Annotated in this window: 2 pseudogenes; one reads left to right on the forward strand and one right to left on the reverse strand. The window is 49.7% G+C overall.

Features of this window, described 5'->3' with window-relative positions:
* Positions 1-523: 523 nt before the first annotated feature.
* Positions 524-1,071: pseudogene (locus ACYVBJ_RS20520) on the reverse strand (IS1 family transposase); the annotation flags it as partial.
* Between the two features lie 222 nt (positions 1,072-1,293).
* On the opposite strand from ACYVBJ_RS20520, the pseudogene ACYVBJ_RS20525 reads away from it, so the two are divergent.
* Positions 1,294-2,055, forward strand: a pseudogene (locus ACYVBJ_RS20525) (gliding motility-associated C-terminal domain-containing protein); the annotation flags it as partial.

The raw sequence follows: 2,055 nt of genomic DNA on the forward strand, positions 1-2,055 counted from the left end.
GGAGCTGCCCAGCGGGTTGTACTACTACCAGGTGAGTGTGCGCTACGGGGTGCTGGACCGCACGGCGCCCCCGCAGGTGCTGAAGGGCTGGGTGCAGCTGCTTAGAGAAAACGTATCCCTTAAATAGGCACTCGGCCTAACTGTCAATATTGTGTCTCCCTCACTGACCAGCCTAGACAACTAAGCGTTAATAAGTGAGGGAGATTGCGGGTAGTGCCTCAGTTTGAAAAAACTGGCAATGACTCAAATTCGTCGAGAAGTCGAAACCATGTATTGAATATTACCCAAAACCAGTAAGACGCCACCTAATCCAATTAGATTTAATTCGACTTCGCCCCGCTCGACATAAGAGAGGATGACTACCCAGAAAAACAGAATACCTATAACCACTGGCAGGATTAGGGCTATGTTTTTTAATAACGTGTATTTTTTCATGACTGAGGTAGTTTTGTGCACTTGTGAAGATATAGGCAAACCTTAATCAGCACTCACTGATTAAGGTTTTTTAACGTTTCAGGTAGTTTCATTTAGTCGAATAAACCTCTGTTAGTTCAACCACCTGCTGAATCGTTATTGGCTTCTTCGCTAAACCCGCTTCCATCGCCGGAGTAACCCGCAACGTCTTATGCACCTTGCAAAAGTTGTAGTACACGAAGTGTACAGCTATAGCATAACAGTGGTTTTCGATCTTCTTTGGAAAGCCGTTGGTTAGTCGTGTAAAACGTCTCATGTGCATACGCATGGTCAGGTTTTGGCGTTCCACGAACGAAGTAGATATGTGCTTTTCGTCGGGACGACCTTCAATGATCGTTTTCTTGGCACCCGTAAATTCAGCCGAACTATACCGCTTGTCGTTGCCTTCGCCCTTAGAACTGCCTACACCTTCACCAGTTGAGCAAAGTCCACTTCATTATCAAACGCGGCTTCTACTGCCTTTAAATACGGTTTGTGTCCGTCAGTGGTCAACTGAACGCGAGTAGCTAAACGGCTCTTTAAATTCTGCATAAATTCAAGGGCTGATGCAGCGTCCCGATTACCAACGTACCAACTTATAATCAGCTTCGTGTCGGCACAAACTGAGACACTACCAAATTGCGTGTACAATCAATTTATTGATCAACCCACATTAATTTTCGGTAAAAAGGGGGACGAATTGCCATTTTCTAAAACATATGTCTAGATTGGGCCGTAACAAGGACCAGTAACGTTAGCCAACAAAAAAGACTTCATAGGAACTACGTACAGACACACTTTTTAAGTCTACGATCGTTCTACTATAAATGTGATACATCTATGCGCTTGTTTTATCTGCTTGGAGTGGTGAGCCTGCTGGCTGGGGCGCTGCTATGGCCTCAACTCAGCCAGGCTACCCACGTGCGGGCCGGGGAGATTACTACAAAACGAATCTCTCAAACCTCGCTGACTTACGAAATAACACTAACTACTTATTATGACGAATTAACGGGGCGAAGCGCGGCTGATCTGGCAGATCCCTATACCATCTGCTTCGGAGATGGCTCATCGCAATCCGTGAGACGTGCAGAGCGCAGGTTCATCAATGGCCGAAGCTCTTCGATTAATATCTACCGGGTCGTTCATACGTATCCGGGACCAGGACCTTTCACGATTTCGGTAACTATTCCGAATCGAAACCGGGATACCAAAAACCTGCCGCCGGCTGCCAGCTCGGATCAGCTTACCTTTTTTGTATCGACGACTATCCTGATCAACCCGGCCCTGCTGACCAACTCCACGCCGGTCATGCTCAACCCACCCCTCGACTCGGCTCGGGTGGGTCAGCGCTTCTGCCACAACCCGGCTGCCTTCGACGCCGATGGCGACAGCCTGGCCTACCGGCTCAGCGTACCGAAGCAGGGGACCGGAGAGGTTTGCCCCCAAAACCGGCCGATACCCGCGTACCAGGACCCAACCCGCTTCAGCCGCTCGGGCGAGAGCGGGGGCTCACCCTCCTTCGCCATCGACCCCCTCACCGGAACCCTCTGCTGGGACGCCCCCGGTGAGGAAGGCCAGTTCAACTTCGCCTTCATCATCGAG

This window comes from Spirosoma fluminis (genome assembly GCF_054778895.1).